General features: G+C 71.4%; 23 protein-coding genes and 1 tRNA gene. 14 read left to right on the forward strand and 10 right to left on the reverse strand.

Annotated elements, in window-relative coordinates:
• Nucleotide 1: 1 nt before the first annotated feature.
• Nucleotides 2–2,497, reverse strand: coding sequence for an MMPL family transporter (locus HCR12_RS01150; protein WP_166868640.1), 2,496 nt, complete (start codon nucleotides 2,495–2,497; stop codon nucleotides 2–4).
• A 96-nt stretch (nucleotides 2,498–2,593) separates the two neighbouring features.
• Between HCR12_RS01150 and HCR12_RS01155 the strand changes: the two genes are divergently transcribed.
• A complete protein-coding gene (locus HCR12_RS01155; protein ID WP_166868641.1) occupies nucleotides 2,594–3,364 on the forward strand; it encodes an isocitrate lyase/PEP mutase family protein in 771 nt (256 codons plus the stop codon).
• 30 nt (nucleotides 3,365–3,394) lie between these two features.
• Here the strand turns inward: HCR12_RS01155 and HCR12_RS01160 are convergent, their stop codons facing one another.
• Entirely contained in the window at nucleotides 3,395–4,723 is a 1,329-nt protein-coding gene (locus HCR12_RS01160) for a carboxylesterase family protein (RefSeq protein ID WP_166868643.1), read from the reverse strand.
• Between the two features lie 39 nt (nucleotides 4,724–4,762).
• Between HCR12_RS01160 and HCR12_RS01165 the strand changes: the two genes are divergently transcribed.
• On the forward strand, nucleotides 4,763–5,518 hold the full coding sequence (locus tag HCR12_RS01165) for an enoyl-CoA hydratase/isomerase family protein (protein WP_166868645.1): 756 nt from the start codon (nucleotides 4,763–4,765) through the stop codon (nucleotides 5,516–5,518).
• Between the two features lie 215 nt (nucleotides 5,519–5,733).
• Here the strand turns inward: HCR12_RS01165 and HCR12_RS01170 are convergent, their stop codons facing one another.
• Complete coding sequence (locus HCR12_RS01170; RefSeq protein ID WP_166868647.1) at nucleotides 5,734–5,934, reverse strand: hypothetical protein; 201 nt, start codon at nucleotides 5,932–5,934, stop codon at nucleotides 5,734–5,736.
• 60 nt (nucleotides 5,935–5,994) lie between these two features.
• Between HCR12_RS01170 and HCR12_RS01175 the strand changes: the two genes are divergently transcribed.
• Complete coding sequence (locus HCR12_RS01175) at nucleotides 5,995–6,369, forward strand: hypothetical protein (protein ID WP_166868649.1); 375 nt, start codon at nucleotides 5,995–5,997, stop codon at nucleotides 6,367–6,369.
• Between the two features lie 105 nt (nucleotides 6,370–6,474).
• On the opposite strand, the gene HCR12_RS01180 is transcribed toward HCR12_RS01175, so the two are convergent.
• Nucleotides 6,475–6,564: transfer RNA gene (locus HCR12_RS01180), tRNA-Ser, on the reverse strand.
• A gap of 113 nt (nucleotides 6,565–6,677) precedes the next feature.
• Here HCR12_RS01180 and HCR12_RS01185 point away from each other — a divergent pair.
• Nucleotides 6,678–6,923: a multidrug transporter gene (locus HCR12_RS01185; RefSeq protein WP_224763572.1), complete on the forward strand. Its 246-nt coding sequence runs from the start codon at nucleotides 6,678–6,680 to the stop codon at nucleotides 6,921–6,923.
• A gap of 12 nt (nucleotides 6,924–6,935) precedes the next feature.
• Here HCR12_RS01185 and HCR12_RS01190 read toward each other — a convergent pair whose 3' ends face one another.
• On the reverse strand, nucleotides 6,936–7,796 hold the full coding sequence (locus HCR12_RS01190) for an SDR family oxidoreductase (RefSeq protein ID WP_166868651.1): 861 nt from the start codon (nucleotides 7,794–7,796) through the stop codon (nucleotides 6,936–6,938).
• Between the two features lie 125 nt (nucleotides 7,797–7,921).
• Between HCR12_RS01190 and HCR12_RS01195 the strand changes: the two genes are divergently transcribed.
• The gene (locus tag HCR12_RS01195) at nucleotides 7,922–8,668 is read left to right on the forward strand and encodes a GTP pyrophosphokinase (protein ID WP_224763574.1); all 747 of its coding nucleotides are present in this window, start codon (nucleotides 7,922–7,924) and stop codon (nucleotides 8,666–8,668) included.
• A gap of 49 nt (nucleotides 8,669–8,717) precedes the next feature.
• Here HCR12_RS01195 and HCR12_RS01200 read toward each other — a convergent pair whose 3' ends face one another.
• The gene (locus tag HCR12_RS01200; protein WP_166868653.1) at nucleotides 8,718–9,191 is read right to left on the reverse strand and encodes a hypothetical protein; all 474 of its coding nucleotides are present in this window, start codon (nucleotides 9,189–9,191) and stop codon (nucleotides 8,718–8,720) included.
• A gap of 169 nt (nucleotides 9,192–9,360) precedes the next feature.
• Between HCR12_RS01200 and HCR12_RS01205 the strand changes: the two genes are divergently transcribed.
• From HCR12_RS01205 to HCR12_RS01215, 3 genes are all read left to right on the forward strand, one after another.
• Nucleotides 9,361–10,548 (forward strand): sensor histidine kinase, encoded by a 1,188-nt coding sequence (locus HCR12_RS01205; protein ID WP_224763576.1) that lies wholly within the window; start codon nucleotides 9,361–9,363, stop codon nucleotides 10,546–10,548.
• A complete protein-coding gene (locus HCR12_RS01210; RefSeq protein ID WP_166868655.1) occupies nucleotides 10,545–11,156 on the forward strand; it encodes a response regulator transcription factor in 612 nt (203 codons plus the stop codon). Before HCR12_RS01205 ends, HCR12_RS01210 begins: the two co-directional genes overlap by 4 nt.
• A 68-nt stretch (nucleotides 11,157–11,224) precedes the next feature.
• Nucleotides 11,225–11,689, forward strand: coding sequence for a CinA family protein (locus HCR12_RS01215; protein WP_166868658.1), 465 nt, complete (start codon nucleotides 11,225–11,227; stop codon nucleotides 11,687–11,689).
• Nucleotides 11,690–11,782: 93 nt separating this feature from the next.
• Here HCR12_RS01215 and HCR12_RS01220 read toward each other — a convergent pair whose 3' ends face one another.
• Nucleotides 11,783–12,679, reverse strand: coding sequence for an EamA family transporter (locus HCR12_RS01220; protein WP_166868659.1), 897 nt, complete (start codon nucleotides 12,677–12,679; stop codon nucleotides 11,783–11,785).
• A gap of 60 nt (nucleotides 12,680–12,739) precedes the next feature.
• On the opposite strand from HCR12_RS01220, the gene HCR12_RS01225 reads away from it, so the two are divergent.
• Nucleotides 12,740–13,252 (forward strand): hypothetical protein, encoded by a 513-nt coding sequence (locus tag HCR12_RS01225; protein ID WP_166868661.1) that lies wholly within the window; start codon nucleotides 12,740–12,742, stop codon nucleotides 13,250–13,252.
• Nucleotides 13,253–13,273: 21 nt separating this feature from the next.
• Here the strand turns inward: HCR12_RS01225 and HCR12_RS01230 are convergent, their stop codons facing one another.
• Complete coding sequence (locus HCR12_RS01230) at nucleotides 13,274–14,053, reverse strand: DNA-formamidopyrimidine glycosylase family protein (RefSeq protein WP_166868663.1); 780 nt, start codon at nucleotides 14,051–14,053, stop codon at nucleotides 13,274–13,276.
• A 71-nt stretch (nucleotides 14,054–14,124) separates the two neighbouring features.
• A complete protein-coding gene (locus HCR12_RS01235) occupies nucleotides 14,125–18,729 on the reverse strand; it encodes an ATP-dependent helicase (RefSeq protein ID WP_166868665.1) in 4,605 nt (1,534 codons plus the stop codon).
• A 169-nt stretch (nucleotides 18,730–18,898) separates the two neighbouring features.
• On the opposite strand from HCR12_RS01235, the gene HCR12_RS01240 reads away from it, so the two are divergent.
• The 4 genes from HCR12_RS01240 to HCR12_RS01255 are packed head-to-tail and all read left to right on the forward strand — an operon-like array spanning nucleotide 18,899 to nucleotide 22,708.
• Nucleotides 18,899–19,822, forward strand: a complete 924-nt coding sequence (locus HCR12_RS01240) for an ABC transporter ATP-binding protein (RefSeq protein ID WP_166868667.1) — start codon at nucleotides 18,899–18,901, stop codon at nucleotides 19,820–19,822.
• Nucleotides 19,819–20,634, forward strand: coding sequence for a hypothetical protein (locus HCR12_RS01245; protein ID WP_166868669.1), 816 nt, complete (start codon nucleotides 19,819–19,821; stop codon nucleotides 20,632–20,634). The genes HCR12_RS01240 and HCR12_RS01245 overlap by 4 nt, the downstream gene beginning before the upstream one ends.
• A gap of 23 nt (nucleotides 20,635–20,657) precedes the next feature.
• Entirely contained in the window at nucleotides 20,658–22,022 is a 1,365-nt protein-coding gene (locus HCR12_RS01250) for a sensor histidine kinase (RefSeq protein ID WP_166868671.1), read from the forward strand.
• Nucleotides 22,019–22,708 (forward strand): response regulator, encoded by a 690-nt coding sequence (locus HCR12_RS01255; protein ID WP_166868674.1) that lies wholly within the window; start codon nucleotides 22,019–22,021, stop codon nucleotides 22,706–22,708. The genes HCR12_RS01250 and HCR12_RS01255 overlap by 4 nt, the downstream gene beginning before the upstream one ends.
• 12 nt (nucleotides 22,709–22,720) lie before the next feature.
• Here the strand turns inward: HCR12_RS01255 and HCR12_RS01260 are convergent, their stop codons facing one another.
• Nucleotides 22,721–23,359, reverse strand: a complete 639-nt coding sequence (locus tag HCR12_RS01260; protein WP_166868676.1) for an alpha/beta hydrolase — start codon at nucleotides 23,357–23,359, stop codon at nucleotides 22,721–22,723.
• A 55-nt stretch (nucleotides 23,360–23,414) separates the two neighbouring features.
• Here HCR12_RS01260 and HCR12_RS01265 point away from each other — a divergent pair, with 55 nt between their 5' ends.
• On the forward strand, nucleotides 23,415–23,978 hold the full coding sequence (locus HCR12_RS01265) for an NUDIX hydrolase family protein (protein WP_166868678.1): 564 nt from the start codon (nucleotides 23,415–23,417) through the stop codon (nucleotides 23,976–23,978).
• Nucleotides 23,979–24,022 lie beyond the last annotated feature (44 nt).

Raw genomic sequence — 24,022 nt, forward strand, 5'->3', positions numbered from 1 at the left:
ATCAGGCGTGGTGGCGACGCTCGAGGGCGGCGCCCTCCACATCCACATTCGGGAGGATGCGGTCGAGCCAGCGCGGGATCCACCAGGCCGAGCGCCCCAGCAGGTGCATCACCGCGGGCATCAGCAGCATGCGCACGACGAAGGCGTCGAGCAGCACGCCGAACGCGAGACCGAAGCCGAGCTGACGGATGATCACCGCCTCGGAGAAGATGAAGCCGCCGAACACCGACACCATGATGAGCCCCGCCGCGAGCACCACCGAGCGCCCCGCGCGGTAGCCGCGGGCGACGGCCACGCGGGCGGGCGCCCCGTGCACGTACGCCTCGCGCATGCCGGTCGCGAGGAACAGCTGGTAGTCCATCGCGAGGCCGAACAGGATGCCCACGATGATCACGGGCAGGAAGCTCAGGATGGGGCCCGTCGTCGTGATGGTGAACAGGCTCGACGCCCACCCGAGCTGGAACACCGCGGTGAGCCCGCCGAATGTCGCCAGCAGCGACAGGATGAACCCGGTCGTGGCGATGAGCGGCACGAGGATCGAGCGGAACACCGCGATCATGATGATGAGCGAGAGGCCCACGACGACCAGCAGGTAGAGCGGCAGCACGTCGGCGAGGTTGGCCGAGATGTCGATGTTGATCGCCGCCTGGCCGGCGACGCCGAGCTCGATGCCGTCGTCGATCGGGGGGAGCTCCCGCAGCTCGTGCACGATGCGCTCAGTGGACTCCGAGTTCGGGCCTTCGCTCGGAATCACCTGGAATGCCGTGAGGCGGTTGTCGGCGGAGACATCGACGGGGGCGACAGCGGTGACGCCGTCGACGTCCGCGATCTCGCGCGCGATGCGCGCCTGCAGCGCGACGACCTCGTCATCGGTGGCGCCTGCGGGCAGTGTGGCGGTGACGAGCAGCGGGCTCGTGGAGCCTGCGCCGAACGCCTCCTCGGTGAGTTCGAACGCGCGAGCGGTGGTGGAGCCTTCGGGCTCGACGGACCCGTCGGGGAGCCCCAGGCGCATGCCCGTCGCGGGGAGCGCGAGGATCAGCAGGCCGGCGACGGCGACCACGATCGTCACGATCGCCCGCAGCGTGCTCATGGGGCGCGCGCTGTTCTCGGGGTGGTCGACGGGGCCCTCGGCGAGCTGTCGGCGGCCTCGGCGCCCGAGCACCTTCTCGCCCGAGAGGCCCAGCAGCGCCGGCACGAGCGTCACCGCGATGAGCACCGCGATGGCGACGCAGAACGCGCCCACCGCGCCCATGAGTCCGAGGAACGGGATGCCGGTGACGGCGAGTGCGAGCAGGGCGATGACGACCGTCGACCCGGCGAAGACGACCGCCGTGCCCGCGGTGCCGTTCGCGAGCCCGATCGATTCACGCACCTCGGCCCCCGAGAGCAGCTGCTTGCGGTGCCGGTTGACGATGAAGAGCGCATAGTCGATGCCGACGGCGAGGCCGAGCATGACGCCCAGCACGGGCGTCACGGACGCCATCTGCACAACGCCCGAGAGAGACAGGGACGCGAGCACGCCCACCCCGACGCCGGTGAGGGCGGTGATGATGGGGAAGGTCGCGGCGAGCAGCGAACCGAGCATCACGATGAGCACGATCGCCGCGATGAGCAGTCCGATCGCCTCGCCGATGCCGAAGATCTGCGGGATGCCCTGGGCGATCTCGGTGGAGAACGACACCTCGACACCGGGGATGTCGGCGTCGGTGAAGTAGTCGATGAGGGAGTTGCGCGCCTCGTCGGAGAGCTCGAGGCGGGTGTCGGTGAAGACGACGTTCGCGACGGCTGTCGCGCCGTCCTCTGACACGAAGCGGACGCCCTCGGAGTAGCCGAGGAGTTCGGCACCCTGCTCGAGAAGCGCAGCCTGGGCGTCGACTTCGGCGCGGTTCTCGTCGAGCTCGGTCTGTCCCGCGGTGAGCTCGGCGCGGCTGGCGTCGAGCTGGGCCTGCTGCGCGCCCAGCTGCGCGTCGATGGCGGTGGCGGGCAGGCCTGCGGCGTCCAGCTGCGCGCGGGCGGCGTCGAGCTGCTGCTGTCCGGCGTCGAGCTGTGCGCGCCCGGCGTCGAGCTGCTGCTGTGCGGCATCCAGCTGGCCGCGAGCGTCGGCGATCTGTGTGCGCCCTGCCTCGAGCTGCGCCAGCTGGTCGGCGCGCTGCTGCTCCGCGTCGAACGGTCCCACGGCGCGCGCGATGTCGGGAAGGTTCTCGGCGCCCGCGACGAGATCCTCGATCGCCGCGCGCTGCTCATCCGTGAACGGGGCGTCGTCGTCGGTGTGGAAGACGATCGTGCCGGCGGCGCCACTGGTGTCGGGAAGCTCGCGCTGCAGCTCGTCGATGACCTCCGCCGATGCGGTGCCGGGGATGTCGAAGTTGTTGGTGAGCCCCGCCGAGAACAGCGCGAACGCACCGCCCGCGAGCGCCAGGATCAGCACCCACGCGCCGAGCACCCAGCCTGCACGGCGAGCGGCGGCCTTCCCCAGTCGGTACAGCAGCTCAGCCACGTCTCCTCGTTCCCCGCTCGATTCAGACCAGCATCCAGCATCACGGCTGGCAGGCCCTGGGAGTTCACCCGGGAGTTCGCGATAGGGTGCACCGCCATGAGCACACGCGACAAGGCACTCGAACTGAAGGCGCTGCATCAGGCTCCCGAGATCCTGCAGGTGGTGAACGTGTGGGATGCGGTGAGCGCGAAGGTCGTCGCGGGTCTCCGCGAGACGAAGGCCATCGCCACGGCCGGTCATTCGATCGCGGCGATGTACGGCTACGCCGACGGCGAGATGCCGTTCGAGCTGGCGCTGCAGGGGGCGAAGACGATCGCCGAGGCGGTTTCGCTTCCCGTGTCGGCCGACCTCGATGACGGCTACGCGGATCCGGCCGAGACAACGCGCCGCGCGATCGGAGCGGGCATCGTGGGTGCGAACGTGGAGGACCGGCTGCGCCCTCTCACGGAGTCGGCGGATCGGGTGCGTGCGATCATGCGCACCGCCGAGAGCGAAGGAATCGAGTTCCAGCTGAATGCCCGTACGGATGCGATCGTGCGCGCGAAGAACCGCCCGATGGAGGAGAGCATCGCCGACGCGATCGAGCGCGGACGCGCCTTCCTCGATGAGGGCGCGGCGCTCGTGTTCGTTCCGGGGGCGCTCACCCGGGAGCAGATCGAGCCGCTCGTCGAGGGCCTCGGATGGGGGAAGCTGTCGGTCATCGGGCTGCCGGGTGCACTCACGGCGCTCGAGTATCAGGAGCTCGGCGTCGCCCGCATCTCCTATGGTCCGCTGACGCAGCGGGTCGCGCTGCGGGCGCTCGAGAACCTCGCTTCGACGCTGTACCACGGGGGCGTCATCCCCGAGGACACCCCCGCTCTCAACTGAGCGCGGGGCGGCTCAGCTGAGGGTGGCGGCTCAGGCGGCCACGCGCTCCCACCGGATGATGCCGTCGAGACGACCGGCATCCGCGAGCTCGCCGCGGGCGAAGTCCGCCCACGCCTGCCGCACGCCGCGCCCTGCCTCGTCGATCTCGGCCCACGTGGCGCCCGCGAGCAGCATCGAGCCCTCCGTCGACGCCTCATTCCCGAGCAGCAGGGCGAGGTCGATGGTGTGTGCGGCGCGGTAGCTGTTGCCGGGGGCGCCCCACGAGATCTCGTAGAGCCACGCGTCGCCGCCGGCGCGCGCCCGGCGGGTGGCGAGCTCCTTCGCAGGCGCCGCGTACACCTTCCGGGTGAGCGCCCGATCGACTGCTCTCATCACGAGTGGGCCGATCACCGGCACCCGGGTGAGCGCCCCGATCTTCGGCAGATCGGGGATGAACAGGCGCGACTCGTTGGAGTTGAAGCCGACGAGAAGAGGGATGCCCGCGGATGCCTCCCACGCCTCCTCGATGCCGGACTCGTCCGGGAGCGGCGCGTGGCCGTACTGCACCCCGAACGGCATGGCGCTCGTGAGCCCGAAGGCGCCCGCGGCGGCAGAGACGCGCGGCTGGCGCTCGAGGATCTCGTCGAGCGGCGTCTCGGCAGTCAGGTCGGCTGCTTCGGCGAACATCGCCGCCGACATCGCCGCCCGCCCCGCGCGGATGCCGAGCGGAGTCGACTGCAGGATGACGCGGTCGACGAGCGACGCGACATCCGACGTCGCCAGCAGGTGCGCGAGCGCGTCCGCCCCCGCCGATTCGCCGAACGCGGTCACCCGGCTGGGGTCGCCGCCGAACGCCGCGATGTTGCGGCGCACCCACGCGAGCGCGAGACGGATGTCGAGGAGGCCGAGGTTGGCGGGTCGCGTCGTGCCGTCGCCGAGGAAGCCCAACAGCCCCAGCCGGTAGGTCACGTTGACCGCCACGACCCCCTGCTCGGCGACCAGCCGGGCCGGATCGTGCAGCGGGTTGTCGCCGCCGCCCGCCACATACGACCCGCCATGCACGAACACCATCACCGGGAGGGCGGCGTCGGGAGCGGCATCCGCGGGCATCGTGATCGACACGCGCAGGCAGTCCTCATCAGCGGGCATGGGGGCGGCGCCCGCACCCAGCAGCTTCTCGAGTCGCGGCACGCGGGGTTGCGGGCTCACAGGCGACCACGTCGTCGCGTCGAGCGGGTCGGTGCGGTCCGGGGCTGCGGTGGGTGCGGCGAAGCGCGCGGCGGTGCCGTACGGGATGCCGGTGGCGCGCACGACGGTCCCGTCGCTCCATCCGGTGATCGGGCCGCACGGGGCTGGGAAAGTGGTTCGGATGTCGCTCATCGGCACCAGTATCGCCGCTTGAGTCGTACCCTCGGAAGGGTGAGCGCACCCATCCTGTTCAGCGTCGAACGCGGTCTTGCCCGGATCACCCTCAACCGTCCGGAGCGGCTCAACGCCTTCGACGCCTCCATGGCCCACGAGTGGGTCACCGTCACCCGCCATGCGACGACGCACCATGAGGTGCGCGCCGTCCTCATCGATGCGACCGGCCCTGCGTTCTGCGCGGGTGGCGATGTGCGCGCCATGAGCGAGATGTCGTCCGGTTCGCTCGTCACCGAGCTCGCCCAGGTGATCAACCTCGGCATCCGCTCGCTCGTCGGATCGCGCGTGCCGGTCGCGGTCGCGGCGCACGGCACGACGGTGGGAGGCGGACTCGGCATCCTGCTCTCGGGCGACTACGCGGTCGTCGGCGAGGGCTCGAAGCTGGGCAGTCGTTACGCCAACATGGGGCTCACGCCCGACCTGTCGGTGTCGGCGCAGCTCGCGCGCGCCGTGGGGGAGCGCCGTGCGCTGCAGCTTGTGCTCTCGGACCGCCTGCTGTCGGGGGCGGAAGCTGTCGAGTGGGGTCTCGCCGCGGAGGTCGTGGCGGATGACGAAGTCGCGACCCGCGCAGAAGCGGTCGCCCGCACGTGGATCGACGGCGCCGCGGGAGCATACGGTCAGGCGAAGCGCCTCATCCGCGACGCGGCCTCGCGCACCTTCGCGGAGCAGCTGGGGGTGGAGGCGCACATGATCGGCGCCGCGTTCGACACGGACGACGCCCAGGCGCTCATCGCCAAGTTCTCCGCGCGCTGACGCTCGGGCCCGCGCTGACGCGGCCGCACACTCAGCGCCCGGCGCTCCCCGCCTCAGATGGAGGGGTCGCAAATGGCCGCCGACACGCCGAGGGACCGGTCATTTGCGACCCCTCCCGGGGCAACAGGGCACTGCGGTCGCGCTCGCGGGCTGAGGCGGGCAGGCCCGCGCGCTCAGCGACCGCGCTCACCGCTTGACGGCGGCGACCAGCCCGCTCAGCGCTTGACGGCGGCGACGAGCCCGCTCAGCAGCGAGATCACGAGCAGGGCCGCAAAGGCGACCGCGAGCGGCTGCTGGTACCAGGTCTCGAGCGACACCTCGCCCCAGGCCAACTTCGATGCGAGCGCGATCTGCGCGATGAGCAGGAAGAGCACGGCGCTCGCCGCGGCACCCGAGAGGATCGACAGCTTGAACATACGGCCACGATAGTCGGCGTCCGCGGGGTGATGTCAGGGTCGCGATCTACACTTCTGCACGTGCAGGGCCGGCTGCTCCGTCTTCACGAGGAGCTCACTGTGCGACACCACATCCAGGACGCCTACGACGCGCGCGCACGCGCGACCCGTTCCTCCGCCCCCCGCTGGCATCCGATGCTCGCCGCCGACGAGGTGGAACCGGGGCTCTGGCTGATGCGCGCGTGGGATGCGAAGCCCTACGCGATCGTGCGCGCGATCGAGATCGGCGGCGAGCGAGGCTACCGCGCCACGACGTGGGCCGAGATCCCCGCCGACCGCGCACTCGTCGGCTACTGGCGCACCTTCCGCGCGGCGTGCATGGGCGCGCACCGCGCATACCTGCGCGCCCACGGAGCCGGCCGGGCATCGAATCACGACCGGCCGCTGTGGGGATGAGTCGCGCCGCTCAGCGGGGCCCGGAGATCGCCCCGCCGAGGCCGTGCGGCATCTGCATACGCGCCCGGGCAAAGCGAAAGCCCCGCACGAGGCGGGGCTTTCGACTGGCGGTACCGGTGGGATTTGAACCCACGGATGGCGTGAACCATCACATGTTTTCGAGACATGCTCCTTCGGCCGCTCGGACACGGTACCGCCAACGAGTCTAACGGATGATCCGGGGTGGTTCGAACCACGGCCATGGGGGCGCCTATCCGGCTCCGCGCAAGCCCTTGTGGGGCGTCGCATCACGCGCGCATCATGGCCGCATGACTCCGCAAGAGATCCTGGATCCGGACGAGCGCGCTGAGCAGCTCACCGCGGCGCCGAAGGCTGTGCCCGAGGATGCGGCGCCTCGCATCACCCTCTCGGAGGGCAGCGACGGCGCCACACGCATCGACATCGCCGACACGGCGGTGGTGCGTCCCGGGGGCCCGGACGGCGACATCCGCCTCGAGTTCGAAGAGGATGTCGAGGCCTACATCGAGGTCGATGCGGGCCCCGACGCCGACTGATCCGACGCCGCGTCAGCCGGCGATCGCCGCGCGCAGCCCCTCGATGAGCGGGGTCGTGGGGCGGCCGATGAGGCGCGACAGGTCGCCCGTCGTCTCGGCGAGCGCGCCTTCGCGGATGTTCGCGTCCAGCGCGATCACGAAGCCGATCGTCCCGGCATCCAGCCCGAAGCTCTGCAGGCGTTCGGCGTGCTGTTCGGCCGTGAGGCGCTCGTAGATCACCTCACGGCCGACGATCGCACCGATCGCCGCCGCGAGCTCGTCGTAGTTCCACGCATCGTCGCCGCCGAGCTCGTAGACGGCACCGAGGTGTCCGTCGGTCGTGAGCACCGCCGCGGCGGCCTCCGCGTAGTCCGCGCGGCTGGCCGATGCGACACGACCGTCTCCGGCGCTCGCGGCGAGCACGCCCGTGGCGCGCGCCGGCTCGATCTCCCGCACGTAGTTCTCGGTGTACCAGTTGTTGCGCAGCACGGTGGCGGGAAGCCCTGAGGCGGTGATCGCCTCCTCGGTGGCCTTGTGTTCGGGGGCGAGAACGAGAGCGGAGGTGTCCACGTGCGGGGCGCTCGTGTAGACGAACTGCGACACCCCGGCGGCGACGGCCGCGTCGATCACCGCGGTGTGCTGCGCCACGCGCCGCCCCACCTCGGAGCCCGAGATGAGAAGCACCTTGTCGGCGCCGTCGACGGCGGCCTGCACCGACGCGGGGTCGTTGTAGTCCAGACGCACGGTCTCCACGCCCGCGGCGGCGAGATCGGCGATCTTCGCCGTGTCGCGCGCGCCCGCACGGATCTCGGAGGGCGCGACGCCGCGCGCGAGGAGGGATTCGACGACGAGGCGGCCGAGGTGTCCCGAGGTTCCGGTGACGAGGATGGTCATGGGCTTCCTTTCGGTGAGGACGGGGGATGCAACCCGCGCGAGCGGCGGACTCTTCCCACACGAGATTCCTCCGCTGTTCGCGATCGTCTCAGGTTCTCCATGAGATCCGCCGATAGCGTCGGAACGTGACCGATCTCGTCGTCTCCCCCGGCACCGTCGACCCGCTCCCCGAGGCGGATCTCGACATCTACCGGGGGCTCTTCACCTCGATGACCGGACTCGAGGCTCCCGGCGCGGGGCAGGGTCCAGCGCCGCTCACCTCGATCAAGAGCCTGCAGCGCAGCGTCGCCCAGTTCCACCTGCCGTACAAGTTCGCGATCGACGAACTCACCACCAAGGTCGCCATCCTGCAGGAGGAGTTCGAGTCGATCCACGACTACAGCCCCATCGAGCACGTCGGCTCGCGGCTCAAGTCGATGGATTCGATCATCGAGAAGATCCGTCGCACGCAGTGTCCGCCGGATGTCGCTGCGGTGCGCGAGCGCATCCGCGACATCGCCGGGGTGCGGATCGTGACGGCGTTCGTCGCCGATGCCTACTCCGTCGCGCAGATGCTGACGCGGCAGTCCGACGTCGAGGTGCTCGAGGTGAAGGACTACATCGCGCAGCCAAAGGAGAACGGGTATCAGAGCCTGCACATGATCGTGACGGTGCCCGTGTTCCTGTCGAACCGCACCGAGATCGTGCCGGTGGAGATCCAGATCCGCACCATCGCGATGGACTTCTGGGCGAGCCTCGAGCACAAGATCTACTACAAGTACGACCGCGCGGTGCCCGCGGAACTCGTCGCCGAGCTCACCGAGGCGGCGAACGCGGCCCGTGAACTCGACCACCGGATGGCGCGGCTGCGCGACCAGGTGCGCGGCCTGTAGACGCGCGGATGGCGGCACCCCACGGGGTGCCGCCATCCATCCACCCGGGTCAGCGCGCGAGTGTGACGCCGAGGGTCGCGAGCACGCCGAACAGCACGCCCCACAGGATGATCGAGATGATCTGCCAGAAGATCACCACGTTGCGCGATGCCCCGAACGACACCATCGCAGCGGAGGTGATCTGGCTCGGGAGAAGGGTCTGGCCGAGCAGGCTGACGCCCGCGACGCCGTACCTGTCGAAGCGCTCGCGCAGCTTCTGACGACGCGGGCTCTCGGGCTTCTCGGGGCGGCCGGCCGTCACCTTGCTGCGCAGGCCGTGCGCTGCGAAGACGAACGCGAGCATCGAGATGACGTTGCCGACGACCGCCGCGGCGATCGCGACCGCCGGGTGGATGCCGGCGATGACGCCGACGGCCGATCCGATGTACGACTCGACGAACGGGATCGCGGAGACAAGTGCCACACCGAGCCACTGCAGGATCTCGGGGAAGGAGGCGGTGAATTCGCGGAGCGCGTCGATCATGGGGGTGCCTTTCGTGGGGTGGTTGCGGGCCGCGGAACCGGGGTGCTCCGAGGCGATGACTCCATCCTGTGCGGCGTGCCGGGCGTGCGGCAGTGGCGTGATGTCATGACTCGTCGTGCATCTGCGCACGCGCGACCATGACATCTGTCACTGTCCTAACCTGGGGGGCGTGTCTCAGCCTGAACCCCCCGTCCGCGGCGTCCACACGACCTGGGTCACGACCCTCGGCTCCCTCGTCTTCATGATCGCGGTGCTCATGGGCATCTCCCTCCTGCTGCTCGTCGACGTGCTCGCCGTCGAGCCTCACCCGGTGCAGGTGGCGACCGTGCTCGCGATGCTCGCGGCGAGCGCGCTCGCCATCCGCTTCTGCTGGTTCCTGCGAGTCGGGCTCGGCGGCGGCCTCCCGCATCCCGCGTGGACGACCGCGCTTCTGCTGACGGCCTCGACGGCGTGGGTCCTCGGGCTGTGGGCGCCGGGAGCGGCCCTCGTCGCGGCGGTGCCGCTCGTCGTCGCCGGAACTCTCGTGGCCGCGCTCCTGCCGAGGAACGCGCGGATCGGGATCACGGTCGTCGTGCTCGCCGCCGCAGGTGCGCACGCGATGCTCGGGGCCGAGCTCGCCGAGCCCACAGGTGTCGAGCTGGGCGGCCCGGTGCGGCTCGTGGCGCTCTACACCGCGGGCCTGCCGATCATGGTGTTCTCGAGCGTCTGGTGGTGGGAGATCGTGGTCACGCTCGACCGGCACCGCCGTGCCGCGGGCGAGCTCGCGGTCGCCGAGGAGCGGCTGCGGTTCGCCGCCGATCTGCACGACATCCAGGGGCATCACCTGCAGGTGATCGCGCTCAAGGCCGAACTCGCCGAGCGGCTGCTGGAGCGTGACCCCGCCTCCGCGCGCGAGCAGCTGCGAGAGACCCGGCTCATCGCCAAGCAGGCCCTCGAAGAGACGCGTTCGCTCGTCGCCGGCTACCGCGGTGTCGACCTGGATGCCGAGCTCGAGAACGCGCGCGACGTGCTGGAGCTCTCGGGTGCCGAGTGCACGCTCGACGTCGACGGCCTGCCCGCGGATGCCGAGGTGCGCCGCGTGCTGGCGCTCGCCGTGAGGGAGGCGACCACGAACATCCTGCGCCACAGCTCGGCGACGCGCGCCGCGATCCGCATCTCGACAGGCCCCGACGGGGTCACGCTCGCGATCGTCAACGATGGGTCGCACGAGCGCACGGGAGGCGACAGCACGAGCAGCGGACTCGCGGGTCTGCGGGAGCGGGTCGCGGCGATCGGCGGCACGGTCGATGACGCGCTCATCGAGGGTGAGTTCCGCCTCGACGTGCGCGTTCCCGCTGCGGTGGAGGTGCACGCATGAGCGACCCGATCCGCCTCCTGATCGCCGACGACGAGCACCTCATCCGCGGGGCCCTCGCGGCCCTGCTCGCTCTCGAACCGGACATCGAGGTCGTCGCGAGCGTCGACAACGGGCAATCCGCGCTCGATCAGGCTGTCGAACTGCGACCGGATGTCTGCCTGCTCGATCTGGAGATGCCGCAGCTCGACGGCGTCGAGGCCGCGTCGCGCATCCTCGCGCGTGTGGCGACCCGCGTCGTGATCGTCACCCGTCATGCCCGGCCCGGCGTGCTGCGGCGCGCACTGGCGGCGCGGGTCTCCGGGTTCGTGCCCAAGTCGACACCCGCCGAGGAGCTCGCACAGGTCATCCGCGACGTCGCCTCCGGCAAGCGCTACATCGATGCGGAGATCGCGGCGACGGCGCTCACAGCCGAACGCTGCCCGCTCACCGATCGCGAGCTCGACGCCCTTCGGCACGCGCGCACCGCGGTGAGCGTGCAGGACATCGCCGACGCGCTGCATCTCGCCCCGGGCACCGTGCGCAACTACCTCTCGGCTGCGATGACGAAGCTCGACGCGCGCACCCGCCACGAGGCGGCCGAGATCGCATGGACGCACGGCTGGATCTGAGTCAAGCCCCGTTCGCGGGCTGACGCACGCCCCTACCGTGGGGTCGAGGCCCGACGAGAGGAGTGCGCATGAACCGGATCGAGACGGATGCGGAGCGGATCGCCCGCGCAGCAGGCGAAGCCGGCGTGACGATCGCGGTCGCCGAATCGCTCACGGGGGGTGCGATCGCCCAGGCGCTCGCGAAGGCGCCCGATGCATCCGAGTGGTTCGCAGGCGGCGTGGTCGCCTACAGCGTGCAGACGAAGAATCGCGCCCTCGGAGTGCCGATGGGGCCCGTGGTGACGGCGCCCGTCGCGCGGCAGATGGCCGAGGGGGTGCGGGAGCTCGTGGGCGCGGATGTCGCGGTCGCGGTGACGGGCGTCGGTGGCCCCGACGACGAGGAGTCGCACCCGCCGGGCACGGTCTTCATGGCGGTCTCGCACGGTGGCGAGACCCACGTGAGCGAGTACGCGTTCGACGGCGAGCCGGGCGAGATCGTCGAGCAGACGGTCGCCGCCGCGCTTCTCGCCCTGCGCGAGGCGCTCGGCGTCTGAGCGTGCGACGCCTGATCGATCCGGGGCGAAAGGCGGTGATCGGACGTCATCAGGCGCCCGCGATGTGCTCCACGGTGCTCCCGTGACGCACGCTCAGGGGATGGCCTCCGCCGTCTGCTCGAGGTCGCTGCGCGGCTCGCGCTGGGTGGCGATCGCGGTGCCCGCCGCGACGCACACGAGCACGATCGCGAGCAGCTGCACCGGTCCCAGGCGCTCACCGAGCACGATCCATCCGAAGATCGCGGCGACGACCGGCCCGAATGCCGTGATGATCGCGTACAGCCGCGGGGTGATGCGCCGCAGGATGAAGGTGTCGAGCGAATACGGGATCGCCGACGACAGCAGGCCGATGCCGAGCAGCAGCCCGAGCACAGGCCAGGAGAACTGCGCCGACGGCAGCCCGAACGCGGCCACCGGCAGGATGAGCGCGAGGCTCACGATGCTCGCGACCGTGAGGCCCTCGAGTCCGGGAAGCGCGAGCGCGACGCGGCGAGTGAGCAGGATGTACGCGGCCCACGCGGCGGCGGCCGTGAGCGCCAGGGCGACACCCCATCCATCGATCTGGCCCTCGAGCCCCGTGAGCAGCACGACTCCCGCCCCCGCTATGACCACGCACACCACGTCGAGCGCGCGACGCGAGGTCGCCAGGGCCAGCAGCAGCGGCCCGAGGAACTCGATCGTCGCGGCGATGCCGAGCCCCAGCAGGTGCACCGACTCGTAGAACGCGAGGTTCATGACCGCGAGCGTGACCCCCAGCATCACCGCGGGCCACAGACGCCGCCAGGTGAGAAGCGAGCGTCGCGGTCGATAGAACGGCAGCAGCACGACGAGCATCACCAGCTGACGCACCGCCACCACGATCGGCGAGCCGACGTAGCCGATCGCCACCCCCGCGAGCGCCGAACCCAGGTTGATCGACACCTCCGTTCCCACCTGCGTGGACGCGCCGATCACGGTGCGGGTTCGGGTGCTCTCGGGCGGGGTGCTCACCCACCCATTCTGGGGGGCGGGGCCTCCCCATCCCCGTGCACCACCTCCTATGCTCGACGCATGGCAGAGAAGCCCGGCCTCGACCCTCGCTACGACCCCGCGTTCCAGCGGGGCTTCGATCCGGGGGCAGGGGCGGATGCGCAGCGGCCGACGGTGGCGTTCGGGCCCCCTCTCGTCCCCAGGGTGTCCTCGTCTGCCTCGGGGCGCGGGCCTTCAGCTCCGGCGCCTGCAGCGCCCAGCCAGGCGACGGCGGCGAGCGGCGCGCCCGCCGCCTCCGAGGCCGTCGCCGCGACCGCTGTGATCGCCGTCGGCCGTGCGCCGTGGCGCAACCCCTTCATCGTCGCGCTTGCCGTCATCGGGGTGGCGAGCATCGCGCTCGGCGTGTTCGTTCTGCAGTACGCGATGCGCGAGGGCGAAGGCGGACAGCTGCTCTTCACGCAGGGCGGGTATGTGCTCATGCAGTCGCTCGTTTTCGCCGCACCGCTCGCGATCTGCACGGGGGTGCTCATTCTGAGCGCCGTGCTTGTGATGTTCGCCGTGCACTGGGGGCGCCTGCCGCACCGCGACGAGTGACCGCTCGTCTGTCACCGGATGTCAGCGCTGGCAGTTCGGGCACCAGGTGACCAGGCGCTCCTCGCCCGCCACGCGTCCCAGTTCGCCGCCACGCAGCGGGGTGCCGCAGCGCAGACACGGGCGCCCGCTGCGGCCGTAGACCCAGCTGCGCCGACCCGGTCGGGTGTCGCCCGTCGTCACCCGGATGCTGCGCGAGCGGTTCGCGTGCAGCATCCGGTGCGCGAGCGAGATGACCGCAGGCACATCGTCGACCTCACTGACGGGGCGCGTGGGCAAGAGACCCCGAACGAAGCACAGCTCGTTCGCGTACACGTTGCCGATGCCGGCGAGGTTGCGCTGGTCGAGCAGAGCCGTGAAGATCGGCACCTCGGGCACGGCGGTGAGGCGGCTGAGCGCGTGGTCGGCATCCCAGTCGGAGCCCAGCAGGTCGGGGCCGAGATGGCCGACCACACGATGCTCCTCGGTGGTCGGAACGACGTCGAGGATGCCCAGCTCGAATCCGACCGACTGCATGGACTCGACACCGAGCACCGCGCGGGCATGATGCGCGGGACGACTCCAGCGCTCGCCGCGGTGGAACAGCCGCCAGGTGCCCTCCATCTTCAGGTGCGAGTGGATGGTGACGTCGCCCACCCGGTGCAGCAGGTGCTTGCCGCGTGAGACGACCTCGTGAACCGTCTGCCCGACGAGGTCGAGCGTGGCGAAGGCGGGCACCCGGATGTCGCTCTCGGTGAGAACGCGGCCAGCGAGCGCGTCGTGCTGCTGGCGGGCCTGGCGCCAGACGGTGTCTCCCTCGGGCATGTCCGGCACGCTACCTCACAGTGCCGACGCCGCGCTGGGCGGCGCGTCGGCGAGAGCGCGAGATCGCCAGCTCAGCGCAGGCGCAGACCTTGCGGCGTGGGGGCGAAGCCCGCCCGCTCGAGGGCCGAGCCGAGGAGTGTGCCGATCGCGAATTCGCCGTCGATGCGCTCGATGCGCAGGCGCCCGCCGGCATCCCGGATCGTGGATGCGAGGGATGCCGCGGCGGCCTCGACGCGCACCTCGTCGTCGGCATCGAGGAAGCTCAGCACCGTCTTGCCGCCCTTCTCCACGTAGAGGCCGAGTTCGCCGTCGACGAGCACGACGAGCGCCCCCGCTTTGCGTCCTGGGCGGTGCCCCTCCGCACGCGACGGCCAGCCGAGGGCCGCGCCGTACGGATTCGCGGGGTCGGTCGCGCCGAGCGTCACAGCCACGGGAGGAGCCTCCTCGTCGCGGTCGGTGTGGAAGGTGCGCAGCCGATCCACCGTCGCGGGCGTCGCGAACTGGGCGGCGCCGAGGCCGTCGACGAAGTAGCCGCGACGCACACGGCCGGTCTCCTCCATCTGTCGCAGCACCTTGTACGCGAGCGAGAAGCCGCCCTCCACGCCCTCCGCCTGCACGGCGCCGCGCGTGACGACCCCGTGGCGTTCGAGCAGCTGCTCGACGAGCGCCGCGGCACGGGCGGTTGCCGCGACCTCGGTGCGCGGCAGCAGGCTCCAGCGCCCGGCGACGGTCGGCGGGGCGCTCGCGGCGAGCGAGGAGGCGACGCGTGCCCGGGCGCGGTGGGCGCGTCCGCGCGGGGTCGCCCGGGGGCGAGAGGTCGTGGCGCCCAGCCGGGAGCGCAGAGCCGTGAAGGTGTCGCCCGTCACGAGCCCTGCCCACACGAGCTCCCAGAGCGCCCGCGCGACCTCGGTGTCGGTCGCCGCCTCAGGCCCTGCCGCGTTCGCCGCGAGCTGGCGGAAGAAGTACCCGCCGCCGCCGGCGAGGCTCTCGAGCAGGCGGTCCCGCAGCGGGTCCGGTTCGAGGGCGAGCGGTTCCGGGAGCGTCAGGTGCGCGGCGTCCGCGAGGTGCAGGCTCACCCATCCGTCGCCGCCCGGCAGCTCGCCGTGGCCCGCCCACAGCACCTCGCCTGCGGCCATCAGCTCATCGAGCATCGCGGGGCTGTAGTCGCGCACGCGCCCGGGGAGCACGAGGCTCTCCCAGCTCGTCGCGGGGAGGGCGAGGCCTCCGAGCTGATCGATGACCGAGACGAGGCCGTCGATGCCGCGCAGGCCTCCGCGTCCGTTCACGCGCATGTGCTGCCACTCCGGCAGGAAGCGCCCGAGCGCGGCCTGCGGCACCGGCTCCACCTCGGCGCGCAGCGCCGCGAGCGAGCGAGCGCGCAGACGCCGCAGCACCTCCGGGTCGACCCATTCGGAGCCGGTGGCGCCGGGGCGGAACTCTCCCTCGACCGCGCGGCGGTCGGCAGCGAGGCGCCGCAGCGCATCCGTGACGACGGCGACGCCGAGGCCCAGGCGCGTCGCGGCATCCGCGGCAGTGAAGGGTCCGTGGGTGCGGGAGTAGCGGCTCACGAGGTCGCCCACCGGATCGGCGACGGGCTCGAGGAAGACGCTCGGCACGCCGATCGGAAGCGGCACCCCGAGCGCATCCCTCAGGCGCGCCGCATCCTCGACGACCGCCCAGCGCTCGAGGCCCGCGATCTGCACCCGCAGCACGCGGTTCGCCCGCGCGAGCCCGGCCAGCATCCCGCCCACCACCCCTGAGGTGTCAGTTTGTGCCGCCTGCGCGCCAGCCGCTGCGGCGTGTTCTGACACCTCAGCGAGGGTGGTGCGGGCGGCGAGCTCGGCGAGCGAGAGCGGGCCGAGGATGCGGAGGAGGTCGACGAGGCCCTCGGCGTCCTTCGCATGGCGGTCGGGCTCGAGGCGCTGCAGCTCGCGCTCGGTCTGCGCGATGACCTCCGGATCGAGCAGCTCCCGCAGCTCGGCGCGCCCCAGCAGCTCCGCCAGCAGCGACGGATCGAGCGACAGCGCCGCCGCACGGCGCTCGGCGAGCGGAGAATCGCCCTCGTACAGGAACGCCGCCACGTAGCCGAACAGCAGGGTGCGAGCGAACGGGCTCGGCGCATCCGTCTCGACCTCGACGAGCCGCACCCGCTTCGACTCGATCTCGGTCGCGAGCTCGTGCAGCGACGGCAGGTCGTAGGCGTCCTGCAGCACCTCGCGCACCGTCTCGAGGATGATCGGGAAGCTCGGGTACTTGCGCGCCACCTCGAGCAGCTGCGCCGAACGCTGCCGCTGCTGCCACAGCGGCGACCGCTTGCCGGGGTTGCGACGCGGCAGCAGCAGCGCGCGCGCCGCAGATTCGCGGAACCGGGAGGCGAAGAGCGCAGAGCCCCCGACCTCCTCGGTGACGATCGTGTCGAGTTCGCCCGGCTCGAAGATGAAGAGCTCCGCGCCCGGCGGTTCGGCATCCGTCTCGGGCAGGCGCACGACGATGCCGTCGTCACCCGCCATCGCCGACCCGTCGACCCCGTGCCGCTCGCGGATGCGCGCGGCGACCGCGAGCGCCCACGGCGCGTGCACGGGGGTGCCGTAGGGCGAGTGCAGCACGAGTCGCCAGTCGCCGAGCTCGTCGCGGAAGCGCTCGACGAGCAGCGTGCGGTCGGTGGGCACGACGCCGACTGCGGCCTTCTGCTCGGCCACGTAGGCGGCGAGGTTGCGAGCGGCGCGCTCGTCGAGCCCGTCGGCTTCGAGGCGCGCCTGATCGACGGTGCCGGATGCGAGCTCGCCCGCGAACGCGCCGATCGCGCGCCCCAGCTCCGCGGGACGCCCGAGGCCGTCGCCCTTCCAGAACGGCACGCGCCCCGGCTGCCCGAAGGCGGGGGAGACGAGCACCCGATCCGAGGTGATCTCCTCGATGCGCCAGCTCGTCGCACCGAGCGCGAACACGTCGCCCACGCGCGATTCGTAGACCATCTCCTCGTCGAGCTCGCCCACACGGCGCGCGCCATCTTCGGTGCCGACGATGAACACGCCGAACATGCCGCGGTCGGGGATGGTGCCGCCGCTCGTCACGGCGAGACGCTGCGCTCCGGGTCGCCCGCTGATGGTGCCTGCCACCCGGTCCCACACGATGCGGGGGCGCAGCTCGGCGAACTCATCCGACGGATACCGCCCGGCGAGCAGATCGAGCGTCGCCTCGAACGCGGAGCGGGGGAGCGTCGCGAAGGGCGCCGAGCGGCGCACCTGGTCGAACCACTCCTCGACCTCTATGGTGTCGAGGGCGACGGCGGCGACCGTCTGCTGGGCGAGGATGTCGAGCGGATTCTGGGGCACCTGGATCGCCTCGATGAGGCCCTGCCGCATGCGCTCGGTCGCGATCGCGGTGTGCAGCAGGTCGGCGCGATGCTTGGGGAACATCACGCCCTTGGAGATCTCGCCCACCTGGTGGCCGGCGCGGCCCACGCGCTGCAGACCGCTCGCGACCGACGGCGGCGACTCGACCTGGATCACGAGGTCGACGGCGCCCATGTCGATGCCGAGTTCGAGCGAGCTGGTCGCGACGACGCAGCGCAGCCTGCCCGACTTCAGGTCGTCTTCGATCTGCGCCCGCTGCTCCTTCGACACGGAGCCGTGGTGCGCGCGCGCGAGGATCGGCTCCGCACCCGCCGTGCGCCCCGACTGCGCCATGAGCTGGGCGGGCGTCTTCGTCGAGCGTTCGGGCGGCGTCTCGCCGGCCTCCTCCGCGAGCATCTCCTCGTACAGCTCGTTCATCGAGGCGGTGAGGCGCTCCGCGAGGCGGCGCGAGTTGGCGAACACGATCGTGGAGCGGTGCCGCAGCACCTCGTCGACGATCGCCCGGTCCACGTGCGGCCAGATCGATCCGCCCGAGGCGAGCGCCTTCTCGTCGCCGTCGAGCGCCTCCTCGGTGGCGCGAGCACCCAGCTCGGTCATGTCCTCGACGGGAACCACGACGCGCAGCTCGAAGGTCTTCTGGATGGGCGGCGCGACGATCTCGACCTGCTCGCGCCCGCCGAGGAAGCGCGCGACCTCGTCGAGCGGACGCACCGTCGCCGAGAGGCCGATCCGCTGGGCGGGCTTCGGCAGCAGCGCATCGAGGCGTTCGAGGGAGACGGCCAGGTGCGCGCCGCGCTTGGTCGCGGCGACGGCGTGGATCTCGTCGATGATGACCGTCTCGACGCCCGCGAGGGTCGAGCGCGCGGCGCTCGTGAGCATGAGGAAGAGCGACTCGGGGGTCGTGATGAGGATGTCGGGGGGCTCACGCTGCAGCAGGCGGCGATCCGCGGCGGGGGTGTCGCCGGAGCGCACGCCGACGGTGACCTGTGGGGGCTCCGAGCCGAGCCGCTTCGCCGTCTGGGTGATGCCCACGAGCGGTGAGCGGAGGTTGCGCTCGACATCGACGCCGAGAGCCTTGAGCGGCGAGATGTACAGCACGCGCGTGCGGGTGCGCGGATCCGCGGGCGGCGAATCGATGAGCCGGTCGAGCGACCAGAGGAACGCCGAGAGCGTCTTGCCGGATCCGGTGGGGGCGACGACGAGTGCGTGGCGCCCCGACGAGATCGCCTCCCACGCGCCCGCCTGGGCCGCGGTCGGCTCAGGGAACGCGCCCGCGAACCACTCGCGGGTCGCGGGCGAGAAGCGCTCGAGGGCCGGGTGCACCCCTTCATCATGACCCCCGCCCCCGACCCGCGTCACGGATCGGGCGGCGTCGAGCTGCCGCCGTCATCCTTCCGAGGTACACGGCCGTCCGGAGATACCCCGATCGGAGGCCGCCACACAGGGTCGCTCCTTCGTACCGTCGAAGAGACACCACACGAAGGAGACCCACATGATCGAGGTACACGGCCTCACGAAGAGGTACGGCGACCGCGTCGCGGTCGACCACATCGACTTCACTCTCGAACCCGGGCAGGTCACCGGGTTCCTCGGCCCGAACGGCGCCGGCAAATCCACCACGATGCGCATGATCGTCGGACTCACGCCCCCCACCGAGGGCAGCGTGACGATCGACGGCTGGCGCTACGGCGAGCTGCGGTCACCGCTCACCACCGTCGGCGCGCTGCTCGACGCGAAGGCCGTCCACCCCGGCCGCACCGCTTACCAGCACCTGCTCTCGGTCGCGGCGACCCACGGCCTGCCCAAGGGCCGCGTGCACGAGGTGATCGAGCTCACCGGCCTCGAATCCGTGGCGAACAAGCGCGTCAAGGGCTTCTCGCTCGGCATGGGCCAGCGGCTCGGCATCGCCTCGGCGCTCATCGGCGACCCGCGGGTGCTCATCTTCGACGAGCCGGTCAACGGACTCGACCCCGAAGGCGTGCGCTGGGTGCGCGAGTTCTCGCGCTTCCTCGCCTCGGAGGGGCGCACCGTGTTCCTCTCCAGCCACCTCATGAGCGAGGTCGCGCTCACCGCCGACCGCGTCATCGTGATCGGCAAGGGGCGCATCCTCGCCGATGCCCCTGTCGCCGATCTGGTGGCGGGCGCCGGTGCGCAGGCCGTCCGCGTGCGCACCGCACGCGCCGGCGAACTCGCCGAGCTGCTCGCCCGCACCGGGGCGACCGTGGCATCCGACGACCCCGGCGTGCTCGTCATCACCGGGCTCGGCATCGAGCAGATCGCCCAGCAGGCAGCAGCCTCCGGCATCGTGCTGCTCGAACTCACCCCCGTCACCACGTCCCTTGAGGAGGCGTACATGGCCATCACCGATGGCGCTGTCGAATACCGCACCGCGAGCCCCGCGGGGGTGGCACGATGACCGCCGTCGCAGCACCCCGCTTCGGGGCGGCCTACCGCCCCACGTTCGGCCGCGCGCTGCGCTCCGAGTGGATCAAGCTCCGCAGCCTGCAGTCGACCTTCTGGACCGCGCTGCTCACCGTCGGCATCATGGTCGGATTCGGAACGCTGTTCGCGCTGCTCGTCGTCACCGACCCGGGCACTGGGCCCAACCGGCCGATGTTCCTCGTCATCGGCTACCCGTTCGCGCAGCTCACGATCGGCGTGCTCGGCGCGCTCATCGTGACCGGCGAATATGCCACCGGCGCGATCCGCACCACGTTCACCGCGGATCCGAACCGCTGGCGGGTGATCGCCGCGAAGGGGCTGCTGCTCACGATCGTGGCCAGTGTGCTCGCCGCCATCTCGACGGGGCTGAGTGCCCTCGTGGGGGTCGCGCTGTTCTCCGGCTTCGACGTGCAGCTCGACGCGACTCCTGCCTCGCTCATGGGCGTCGCGGGCGCCGTGATCGCGTGCCTCGCGCTGACCGCGCTCCTGGCGTACGGAACCGGCCTGCTGGTGCGCAACTCCGCCGCCGCGATCACGATCGTCGTCGGAGTGCTGTTCGTCGCGCCGATCCTCATGCAGCTGGTGGTCATGTTCACGGGTGCGGACTGGGCGTACGCGATCTACAACCACCTCCCCAGCACCGCCGGCTCGCAGATGATGGTGGGCATGGAGATGGGGCTCGGAGATTCGGCGCTCACCGCTGGCCAGGGGGCCGCGTGGCTCGCCGCCTACGCCGCCGCGGCGCTCGCGGCGGGTACCGTCGCAAGTGCGAGGCGGGAACACTGATCGAGACGAACCACACGGATGCGGTGCCGGACCCCACACGGGGTGCGGCACCGCGTTCGCGCGTGCGCGAGGTGCTCGCGTGGCTGCGCCCGCCCGCGGTCCCCACCGCCGAGGGGCCCTTCAGCGAGCTGGACGCCCGCCGACTCGGCCCCATCCGTCGGTTCTTCGCCCGGCATCCCGTCGTGATGGACGTCGTGATCGCGTTGCTCTTCGCCGTGCCGGCGATGATCGAGCCGCTCACGATCGTCATCGAAGGCACTCGCACTCTCGAACTGCAGCCGAGCGCGTGGTCGCTCGTGCTCATCGCGGTCGGTGCGCTCGTGCTCCTGCGGCGCCGCCGCGAACCGGTGCTCACGCTCGCGGCGCTCGTCGTGCTTCTCGTCGTGAGCTTCCTGGTGACCGGCTTCACGGGCGGATTCGAGATGGCGATCGCTTTCGCCATCTACGCGGTCGCCGCCCACCGCGGCGTATGGGTGGCCTGGATCGGACTCGGCAGCGCGCTCGTCGTGCTCACGGTCTGCGCGTCGCTCCTCCTCGCCGACGACCCCGTCGAGGCGTCCGGCATCGACCGGATCTTCGTCATCGCGTTCACGGTCGGCTACCAGGCGATCGCGGGGCTCGTCGCGCTCGTCATCGGCGTGAGCGTGCGCGCCCGCCGCCAGCACATCGACGAGCTCATCATGCGCGCCAACGCGATGGCGCGCGACCGCGACCAGCAGGCGGCGCTCGCCGTCGCCGACGAGCGCACCCGCATCGCCCGCGAACTGCACGACGTCGTGGCGCATTCGCTCACCGTCATGGTGGCGCTCGCGGACGGCGCTCGCGCGTCCGCCGCATCCGACCCCGTGGCGTCGACACGGGCGCTCGACGCCCTCACCGAGATCGGCCGCTCCTCGCTCGCCGACATGCGCCGCGTGCTCGGCGTGCTGCGCGAACCGGACGACGACGCCCCCCTCGAACCCGAGCCCGACGTGAGCCTCGACGAGCTCGTCGACCGCTTCCGGGCCGCGGGCCTTCCCGTGCGTCTCGTGCGCAGCGGGATGCACGCCGACCTCGACGTGTCGGTGCGGCGCGCGGTCTGGCGCATCGTGCAGGAATCGCTCACCAACGTGCTGCGCTACGCGCCCGAATCCAGCCAGGTGGTCGTCTCTCTCGTACGCACCGACCGCGTCGACGGCATCGAAGGAGACTGGTTCCAGGTGCGCGTCACGAACCGCGTCGATGCGGCATCGGCGCCGCAGGCGACGATCGGCACCGGCCGCGGCATCATCGGAATGCGCGAACGCGCCGCCGCGCACGGCGGAAGCGTGGTCGCCGGTCCGCTCGCCGACGGATGGCAGGTGGAAGCGACCCTGCGACTCGATCACACCCTGGAGGGGACCCCATGACCGAGGCCGCCGACCCGCGACCTGACCTCATCCGCGTGCTCATCGTCGACGACCAGTCGATGCTGCGCATGGGCTTCTCGCTTGTTCTGAACGCCGAACCCGATATCGAGGTGGTGGGCGAGGCGGGCGACGGCGCCGCCGGCATCGCGATGGCGAAGGCGCTGCGTCCCGACGTCGTGCTCATGGATGTGCGCATGCCGGGCGTCGACGGCATCGAGGCGACCCGCCGACTCGCGACCGAGGTGCCCGATTCGCGCGTCATCGTGCTCACGACGTTCGACCTCGACGAGTACGCCTTCGGAGCGCTCCGTGCCGGGGCGAGCGGGTTCCTCCTGAAGGACGCGCGGCCCGCCGAGCTCGCGGGCGCCATCCGCGCCGTCGCGGCAGGAGATGCCGCCGTCGCGCCGCGCGTCACCCGCCGGATGCTCGAGATGTTCGCCGAGAAGCTCCCGGATCCCCGTGTCGCGCCTGCCGCCGACGACCGCCTCGCCGCGCTCACCCCCCGCGAGCACGAGGTCTTCGCCGCCCTCGGCGAAGGGCTCAGCAACGCCGAGATCGCGGCGCGGTTCTTCCTCTCGGAGGCGACCGTCAAGACCCACGTCGCGCGCGTGCTCGGCAAGCTCGGGCTGCGCGACCGCGTGCAGGCGGTCGTGCTCGCCTATGAGACGGGCGTCGCTGGCCGCTGATCCGCCCGCGGCTCAGCGCTGTGCGAGGAGGAAGCTCTCCACATCGCGGAGCTCCTCATCCGAGACGCTGTGTCCGAGACCCGGGTAGATCGCTCGCGTGAGCGAGGTGTGATGAGGCAGCCACGCGTCGCAGCGGGCGATGAGCGGGGGCAGGAAGAACGGATCCACCGAGCCGCGGCCCCAGAACAGCGGCGGCAGCTCGCGCCTGAGCGCGGCATCCGAGGGATGCACCCCGCTCACGACGAACCCCGCCAGATTCACGGCGAACGACACGATGCCGTGGCCCTGACGCAGCAGATGCGTCGCCATCGCGCCGCCCTGTGAGAAGCCGAGCGCGCCCACCTTCGTGGGCTTCCACGGCCGGTGACGCAGCCAGGTGAGCACCGCATCCGACATCTCGTCGGCCGACGACATCCGCGGATCCCCGGGCGTCTCGACAGCGTCATCGAACCACGCGAAGCCCGGGCCGAAGTCATACGGGGCACGCAGCGACGCGTAGACGAAACCCGGAGGCAGCAGGGGGAACAGCGAGGCCAGGTCGCGCTCATCCGATCCGCGGCCGTGCATCACGATCACGAGCGGATGCTGATCGCGGGCCTCGGGCTCTGCACTCCACACGACACGGGTGGGATCGATCGTCAACTGGCTCACCACACCATCCTCTCTCGCTGGCCCACTTGCGTCACCTGTGGGACAGAATGGCTCCATGAGCACCGTCGGCGCCGGCATCCCGGAACCCCCGCGCGAGGAACCCAATTCAGCCTGGCTGAGCGACGACGAGCTGAAGTGGGCGCGCGAGCGCATCCCGCTGCTGTACGTCGAAGCCGTGCCGGTGCGCGTCGACGGGCTCGGCGTCGTCACCGAGGTGGGTGTGCTGCTGCGCGCCAACGCGGCAGGAGAGATCACGCGCACGCTCGTCTCCGGGCGCATCATGTACGGCGAGACCATCCGGGATGCGCTGTTCCGCCACCTCGAGAAGGATCTCGGTCCGATGGCGTTCCCGCAGCTTCCGGCGAGCCCGGTGCCGTTCCAGGTGGCGGAGTACTTCCCCATCCCCGGGCTGTCGGCGTACGTCGACGACCGGCAGCACGCCGTCTCGCTCGCGTACGTCGTACCCGTGACGGGCACATGCGAGCCCCGACAGGATGCGCTCGAGATCACGTGGGTGACGCCCGGCGAGGCATCCTCGCCCACGTTCCATGCCGAGATGGAGGGCGGACGCGGCACACTCCTGCGCGCGGCGCTCGCCTCCGTGGGCGTGCTGGGCTGAGCCGCCCGGCGCCCGAGCGCCAGACCCCGGCGAATCGTGCCTGT

The sequence above is a fragment of the Salinibacterium sp. ZJ70 genome, from assembly GCF_011751865.2.
Taxonomy (GTDB): domain Bacteria; phylum Actinomycetota; class Actinomycetes; order Actinomycetales; family Microbacteriaceae; genus Homoserinibacter.